General features: G+C 68.7%; 6 protein-coding genes. 3 read left to right on the forward strand and 3 right to left on the reverse strand.

Translation table 11 applies throughout. The annotated features are described in order from the left end of the window. From BWR60_RS34945 to cpaB, 3 genes are all read right to left on the reverse strand, one after another. Nucleotides 1–1,140, reverse strand: a 1,140-nt coding sequence (locus BWR60_RS34945) for an AAA family ATPase (protein WP_088157789.1), incomplete at its 3' end; no start/stop codon positions are given. A gap of 6 nt (nt 1,141–1,146) precedes the next feature. Further along, nucleotides 1,147–2,508 (reverse strand): type II and III secretion system protein family protein, encoded by a 1,362-nt coding sequence (locus BWR60_RS34950; protein ID WP_088157791.1) that lies wholly within the window; start codon nt 2,506–2,508, stop codon nt 1,147–1,149. Then, nucleotides 2,505–3,422, reverse strand: a complete 918-nt coding sequence (gene cpaB, locus BWR60_RS34955; protein WP_088157793.1) for a Flp pilus assembly protein CpaB — start codon at nt 3,420–3,422, stop codon at nt 2,505–2,507. The genes BWR60_RS34950 and cpaB overlap by 4 nt, the downstream gene beginning before the upstream one ends. A gap of 621 nt (nt 3,423–4,043) precedes the next feature. On the opposite strand from cpaB, the gene BWR60_RS34960 reads away from it, so the two are divergent. From BWR60_RS34960 to BWR60_RS34970, 3 genes are read left to right on the forward strand one after another with little or no spacing between them, the layout of a single operon-like run. Continuing rightward, nucleotides 4,044–5,321 (forward strand): ABC transporter substrate-binding protein, encoded by a 1,278-nt coding sequence (locus tag BWR60_RS34960; RefSeq protein ID WP_088157795.1) that lies wholly within the window; start codon nt 4,044–4,046, stop codon nt 5,319–5,321. 36 nt (nt 5,322–5,357) lie between these two features. Continuing rightward, a complete protein-coding gene (locus BWR60_RS34965) occupies nt 5,358–6,392 on the forward strand; it encodes a Gfo/Idh/MocA family protein (RefSeq protein ID WP_088157797.1) in 1,035 nt (344 codons plus the stop codon). A gap of 35 nt (nt 6,393–6,427) precedes the next feature. Continuing rightward, the gene (locus BWR60_RS34970) at nt 6,428–7,165 is read left to right on the forward strand and encodes a ThuA domain-containing protein (RefSeq protein WP_088157799.1); all 738 of its coding nucleotides are present in this window, start codon (nt 6,428–6,430) and stop codon (nt 7,163–7,165) included. Nucleotides 7,166–7,583: the final 418 nt, after the last annotated feature.

Raw genomic sequence — 7,583 nt, forward strand, 5'->3', positions numbered from 1 at the left:
GGCGCCGGCCGCGCCCGGCGCAGCCGGCGCCACCCCGGCGGCGGCCAGCGCCTGCAGCGCCCGGCTGTAGGCCGCCCGGGGCTGGTCCAGCACCAGCGGCCGCCCGGCATTGAGCGCGTTGAGCAGCTCGACCCGCGCCGCCGGCAGGCGGACGGAGCGGCGGAGGCCCAGCGCGTCGCGCATCTGCTCGTCGGTCAGGCTGATGCCCGGCATGTGGTCCTCGACCACGAGGGTGATGCGCTCCAGCACCGGCGCGCTGGGCCCGATCTGGATCAGGAGGTCGCGGCAGGCCTTCACCGCGGTGAACTTCTGCGGCGCGACCAGGTAGATCCGGCCGGCGGCGCGCACGAACTCCGCCAGCAGGCCCGGGTGGCGGATGCCGCCGACATTCAGCACGACCTCGCCGAACAGGGCCCGCAGCACGAGCAGCATCGAGGCGATGCTCTCGGTGGCGATGTCGTGCACCTCCTCGCCCGCGACGGCGAGAGGCAGCACATGCAGGCCCGACGGCTCGTGCCGGCCAAGGGCGGAGGACAGCAGCGTGCGGTCCAGCCGGGCCAGGTCCTGCACCGCGTCGCGGATGGTGTAGTTCAGCGGCACGTTCAGCGCCGCCCCGGCCTCGCTGGAGGGCAGCGCGCCGTCGACCAGCAGCGCCCCGCCCGCCGCCTTGGCCCGCAGGACCGCCAGGTTGACCGCGAACAGGCCCTCGCCGCCCGGCTGGCCGCTCATCACCAGGGTCAGGGCGCCGCTGCCGGCGTCGTTGCCGCGCGGCGCGCCGGTGAGGTGCCGGCCGACCTGGCCGCCCAGCGCCTCGCCGCGGGCATCGCGGTCGATCACATCGGTCGCCCCGGCGCGGATCGCCCGCAGCACCGAGCGGGCATCGGCCTCGTCGCCCAGGACGACGACCGGCGCCCCGGGATCGGTCGCGATCACCGACCGCATCGCATCCGCCAGCGCAGTGCCGAAGCCCGAAACCGGGTCGGCGTCGAGCAGGATCAGGTCGAGCTCGGTCTTGCCGCACAGCTCGACCAGCGAGGCCGTGTCCGGGGCCGAGCGGATCACCGCGGCGACGCCGTCCAGGGCCGCGATCAAGGCGGCGGCGATGTTGGTGTCGGAGGTGGCGACGGTGATCCTGTGCATGGCCGCCTACCGCATCAGCCCGTAGGGCGCGAGATGATCCTGCACCTGATCGACATTCAGGATCATGTCGCCGACGGTCGGGTTGAACTTGCGCGTGTCCACGCCCGGCAGCGACGGGATCTGGTTCGGGGCCAGGGGCGTGACCAGCCGCGGCGTGGCCACGATGATCAGCTCCTGCCGCTCCTGCTGGTTGTTGGTGCTCTTGAACAGGGCACCGATGATCGGAATGTCGCCGAGCCAGGGGAACTTGCTCTCGTTGATCTGGCTGTTGCTGTACATCAGCCCGGCCAGCACGAAGCTCTGGCCATTGCCCAGCTCCACCGTGGTCGAGGTCGAGCGGCGGCGGAAGGCCGGCACCTGGAAGCCCTGGAACTCCAGGGCGTTGGCGTAGTCGAGCTCGCTGACCTCGGGCGCCACCTTCAGCACGATGCGCTTGTCCGACAGCACCACCGGGGCGATGTCCAGCTTCACGCCGTACTGATGGTATTCGATGGTCACGGTGCCGATCGACGCGCCGCCCTGCGGCACCGGGATCGGCACCTCGCCGCCGGCCAGGAACTCCGCATGGTCGCCGGAGCGGACCAGCAGGGTCGGCTGCGCCAGCAGCTGGGTCAGGCCGGCCTGCGACAGGGCACTGAGCAGGCCGAGAATGCCGTTGCGCGGATCGGCCAGGAACAGGTTGAACGCGCTGGTCAGCGCCGGCGATGCCGAGATCGACAGGTTGCGGCCGGTGAAGTTGAAGCTTTGATAGGTGTTGGGGCCGATCAGCGCGCCCTGGAAGTCGCTGCCGCCGAGGGCCGAGAAGTTGAAGCCGAGGGCGCGCAGCGTGGTGGCCGACACCGCCGCGAACTGGATGTCGACGGCGACCATCTGATTGCCGGTGACCCGGGTCAGGTCGACGACATTGTTGCCGCCATAGGCGCGGGCGATGCTCGACGCCCGGGCATGGGCGTCCAGGTCCGGCACCGTGCCGGACAGCACCAGCGTGTCGCCGTCGCGATTGACCCGCACGCCCTGCAATCCCGGCTGGCCGCGGATCTGCCGGGCCGGATCGCCACGGTCGGGGATGGTGGGCAGGGCGACGGCCGCGCCGCCGACGGTGACGTCGTAGGCCACCCCCTGGTCCGACTGGGCGGTGAAGATGTTGAGCGTGGTCGTGCCGGACTGCAGCCCGGTGACCTGAAGCTGGTCCTCATTCAGGGCCGTCGCGTCGATGATGCCGCCCTGGCCGACGACGATGCGGGTGATCGGGGCCGGCAGGTTGATCACGCGCTGGGCGCCGACGCCGAGCCGCAGCTCCTCCGCCCCCGCGACCTGGGTGACGAGGACGAGAACCGCGACATACAGCAGGCGGACCACAAACCTCATCGCGGCTCTCCGGACGTCTTCGGGTAGATCAGCTGGGTGCGGTCGCCGACGATCAGCTCGATCGGGCGCTTCTGCGGCGTCGCCGGCGCGGCCGGCGGCGGCGTGGGACCGCGGATGTCGGAGAGATTGGCGGTGTTGTCCCCGATGAGCTGCAGGTCGTCGGGGCCGCGCAGGGACAGGTAGAAGGTGCCGAGGCTGCGGGCCAGGGCGAACTTGGCGATCTGCTCCGGCGTCATGGCCAGGCTGATGGTCCGCGACGGATCGTTGCGGCGGCCGGATGTGCTGGCGGCCTGCTCGGCGGCGGCCTGGGCCAGCGTCGGATCGCCGAGGGTAGCGCCGACGGTCAGCACCAGGACATCCTGCAGCACCGTGCGCGCCTCGCTGATGTCGGTTTCCGGCCGCTCCGCCACGCCCTGCTTGGCAAAGACGGTGTCGGGCAGCACCAGCTGGATATCGACCTTGTCGCCCGGCCGGACGAACTGGCTGACCGCGATCTCGTCATTGGTCAGGATGCTGATCGCGCGGTAGCCGGCGGGCACCAGCGCAGCCAGGCCCGCCTTGGCCGGATCGGCGGACATGGTGGAATCGAGCAGCAGCTGCTGCGGCAGGATGTCGGCGGTCGCCACCTTGCCCACGACATCGCCGATCGCCGTCCGCCCCCCCTGCGGCATCGTTCCGGCGACCATCGTGGTGGACACGTCTTCCCGCGTGATCACCTGCCCGCGGGCGATGAACCGGGCCGCCGTCATGATGCCGAACATCTTGGTGTTCGCCGGCGCCGGCTGCGCCACCGTCGCCGGGGCAGAAGCTGTGACGACCGGTGCGTAGCTTCGATATACGCCGTAGCCGATCAGCGATACCGCCCCCAGCCCCCCGAGGACCAGATAAGCTCGTGTCAGCGCGTTCGTGTTCATCGGTGAGGGGCTTCAATAGGCATATCAAAACTACAAGGGCCGCCGGGCGGGACCGGGCGGCATTTTCGAACCCTACCCGCCTAACGTCTCGGGACTCTAGAATATTCGTTCATTTCGCGCATTCCTTAAAAGATTAGCTAAACTAGCATTAATACCCGACTATGTAGCACAGATCCATGGAAGGCACAAGCTTTATTGTACCCGTCTCGGACCAGAGATGATTCTTACTAGAAATCGTCAAGCAGAAAAACCTGCATATCATATTATGCAAAGGCTGGATCCAAGATCTTCCGGAGTGTATTCCTAGAAGCCCGACCGAGAGTTGCAGACTATATCGAAATATATGGAATATTTATTTATGTCCATTTTTTTATCGATCCGGACATCGAGAAAAATTCGAGCTGCATCATGGCCGCCACGACCATGGGTTGTAGATACAGGACCGGCGAGGCTGCTGGCGAGTCCTTAGGATACTTCCGCCCCCTCCCCGACCGGCAGGCGCGCCGAGCGCCGCGCCGCTTGGTCCGACCGATTGCCGGTTGCCAAACGGCCCTGCGCCACTAATCTGAAAACGATTGCAATGGACGCCAGAATCCGTTCGTCGAGACCACAGGAGGAACCATGTCCGGGAAACACCTGACCGCTCTCGCCGCACTCACCCTCGCCCTGGCAGCCTCGCCGGCGGCGCTCGGCGCCGAGATCACCTTCGCCTGCGGCTCCACCGGCATCCAGTCCCGGCTCTGCGACGAGGCCGCCAAGGCCTGGTCGGCCAAGACCGGCAACACGGTCAAGGTCGTCGCCGCGCCGCAATCCACCTCCGAGCAGCTGGCCCTGTACCAGCAGTTCCTGACCGGCAAGTCGAGCGACATCGACGTGTTCCAGGTCGACGTGATCTGGCCCGGCATCCTGGGCAGCCACTTCATCGACCTGAAGCAGCAGGTCGACCAGGCCACCATCGACCAGTATTTCCCCAGCATCGTCGAGGGACTGACCCGCGACGGCCAGCTGCTGGCCCTGCCCTGGTACACCGATGCCGGGCTGCTGTATTACCGCCAGGACCTGCTGGACAAGTACAAGCTCAAGGTGCCCGCGACCTGGGCCGAGCTGACCGAGGCCGCCAGGACCATCCAGGAGGGCGAGCGCAAGGCCGGCAACGACCGCTTCTACGGCTTCGTCTTCCAGGGCCGGGCCTATGAGGGCCTGACCTGCGATGCGCTGGAATGGATCGCCAGCTTCGGCGGCGGCTCGATCGTCGGGCCGGACGGCAAGATCACGGTCGACAATCCGCAGGCGGCCAAGGCGCTGGACACCGCCGCGTCCTGGATCGGCACCATCGCGCCCGACGGCGTGCTGAACTACATGGAGGAGGATGCGCGCGGCGTGTTCCAGTCCGGCAACGCCGCCTTCATGCGCAACTGGCCCTATGCCGCCAGCCTGGCGGAGGCCGGCGACAGCCCGGTCAAGGGCAAGGTCGGCTACGCCCCCCTGCCGAAGGGCGATGGGGAAGGCGGGCGCAACGCCGCCACCCTCGGCGGCTGGCAGATCGCGGTCTCCAAATACTCCAGGAGCCCCAAGGAGGCGACGGCATTCGCCGTCTATCTGACCTCCCGGGACGAGCAGAAGCGCCGCGCCCTGGAGGGCGGCTACCAGCCGACCATCCCGGCGCTGTACGAGGATGCCGAGATCCTGGCCAAGCGCCCGTTCTTCAAGGTGACGCGGCAAGTGCTGGACAGCGCCGTGGCCCGCCCGTCGGCGGTGACCGGGGAACGCTACAGCGAGGTCTCGTCCCTGTTCTGGAATGCGGTCCACAGCACCCTGTCGAAACAGGGCGACGCCGCCGCCAACCTGGCGCAGTTGCAGAAGGACCTGAACCGGCTGAGCCGCGGCGGCCGCTGGTAGGCATCACACACAACCCGAGCGACGAAGGAGACGGAAGTGTCGGTCAAGGTGATCCAGGTCGGGCTGGGCGGCTGGGGCATGAACTGGGCCCACACCATCCTGCCGCAGGTCAAGGCGGTCGATGTCGTCGGCTTCGTCGATGCCAACCCCGAGGTGCTGAAGCGGGCCCAGGAGACACTCGGCCTGGCCGAGGAGAAGTGCTTCCCCAGCCTCGACGCCGCCCTCGCCGGCGTCGAGGCCGAGGGCGTGCTGGCGGTGCTGCCGACCGCCGGGCACAAGAGCGTCAGCGAGGCCGCGCTGAAGGCCGGCAAGCATGTGCTGGTCGAGAAGCCCTTCACCTCGACGCTGGAGGAGGCGCAGGAGCTGATCGCCCTGGGCAAGAAGACCGACCGGGTGCTGATGGTCAGCCAGAACTACCGCTACCAGGCGGCGGTGAAGCTGGTGGCCGACCTGGTGCGCGACGGCACCTATGGCCGGCCGCTGTCGGCGCTGATCGACTTCCGGCAGAACTGGAAGGTCACCGGGCACCGCTATCACGACATCCCCGGCCCGCTGCTGCTGGACATGGCGATCCACCATTTCGACCTGATGCGCATGATCTTCGGCGAGAATGTGCAGCGGGTGGCCTGCCGCAGCTGGAACACACCCGACAGCCCGTTCCGGGACCACGCCGCCGCGCACGCCCTGCTGGCGCTGGAGAGCGGGCTGATGGTGTCCTACAGCGGCTCCTGGGTCTCCCGCGGCACGCCGACCACCTGGACCGGCGAATGGGCGATCGAATGCGAGGAGGGCGAACTGGTGTGGTGGGCGCGCGGCCGGGAGGGGGCGGTCGCCGACAAGGTGGTGCTGCGCCGGCCGGATGGCAGCACCAAGGACCTGGCCCTGGAGCCGATGGCGCTGATCGACCGCGCCGGCACGCTGAACGCTTTCGCCGCCGCCGTGCGCGGCAAGCCGCCGCGCTATTTCACCTCCGGCGAGGACAACATCCACTCCCTCGCCACCAGCTTCGCCTGCATGCGGTCGGGCGCCCAGGACGGGACGTGGGTGTCGCTCTCGGAGACCCTTCCCTGAGCCTCTGACCGCCCCCTGATCCGGAGATGAGTGACATGGCCCTCCCCCGCCTGCTGGTCTGGAACGAGTACCGGCACGAGTTGCAGAACCCCGAGGTCTCGGCCGTCTACCCGGACGGCATCCACGAGGCGATCGCCGACCCGCTGCGCCAGCGCGGCTTCCCGGTCGCCACCGCGACGCTGGACCAGCCCGAGCACGGGCTGACCGACGAGGTGCTGAACCGCGCCGACGTGCTGCTGTGGTGGGGCCACAAGGCGCATGAGGAGGTGTCGGACGCGGTGGTCGAGCGGGTGCGCCGCCAAGTCATGGGCGGGCTGGGCCTGATCGTGCTGCATTCCGGCCACTACTCGAAGATCTTCCGCCGCCTGATGGGCACCAGTTGCAGCGTCAACTGGCGGGTGCACGGCAAGGACGGCGAGACCGAGCGGATCTGGGTCACCGCCCCGGCGCATCCGATCGCCGCCGGGCTCGACCGCTACATCGAGATCCCGCAGGAGGAGATGTATGGCGAGTTCTTCGACGTGCCGGAGCCGGACGAGCTGGTCTTCGTCAGCTGGTTCAAGGGCGGCGAGGTGTTCCGCAGCGGCCTGACCTATCGCCGCGGCTACGGTCGGATCTTCTACTTCCGGCCGGGACACGAGACCTTCCCGAGCTACCACAACGCCCAGGTGCAGATGGTCATCGCCAACGCGGCGGCCTGGGCCGCCCAGCCCGGCGTGCGCCGCACGCCGCCGGACAATATGCGGCGCGATCCGATCGAGGCGATGGGCTGAGAGGGCTGGGCAGCCGGCCGGCTTTCACGGCCCTGTGAACAGATTGCCTCTCCCGCTTGCGGGAGAGGTCGGAGGCGCGAAGCGGCTCCGGGTGAGGGGATTTCGTCGAGGCCGAGGCCCGCCCTCACCCGGTCTCGCTGTCGCGAGCCCGACCTCTCCCGCCACGCGGGAGAGGCATAGGACCGAGCCAGGCCTACGGCTGGTTCCCACAGCAAGAACCGTCCCCGAAAGAGGACGGGCCGGCTGGTTCCCCAGCCGGCCCGTTTCGCTTTGTCCGTCCGGATGGATCAGAACGGGATCTCGTCGTCGAGGTCGTCCGCCATCGGGCCGCGGCCACCGCCGCCGCCGCCGGAGGTACCGCCGCCCGACGAACCACCGCCATAGCCGCCACCACCCGAGGACCGGCCGCCCCCGCCAT

This window comes from Inquilinus limosus, from assembly GCF_002195995.1.
Taxonomy (GTDB): Bacteria; Pseudomonadota; Alphaproteobacteria; order DSM-16000; family Inquilinaceae; genus Inquilinus; species Inquilinus limosus_C.

Bases quoted from the DNA above. Each gene is read 5' to 3' on its own strand.
- cpaB (WP_088157793.1), bottom strand. From the start codon at position 3,422: ATGAACACGAACGCGCTGACACGAGCTTATCTGGTCCTCGGGGGGCTG.
- BWR60_RS34970 (WP_088157799.1), top strand. From the start codon at position 6,428: ATGGCCCTCCCCCGCCTGCTGGTCTGGAACGAGTACCGGCACGAGTTG.
- BWR60_RS34950 (WP_088157791.1), bottom strand. From the start codon at position 2,508: ATGAGGTTTGTGGTCCGCCTGCTGTATGTCGCGGTTCTCGTCCTCGTC.
- BWR60_RS34960 (WP_088157795.1), top strand. From the start codon at position 4,044: ATGTCCGGGAAACACCTGACCGCTCTCGCCGCACTCACCCTCGCCCTG.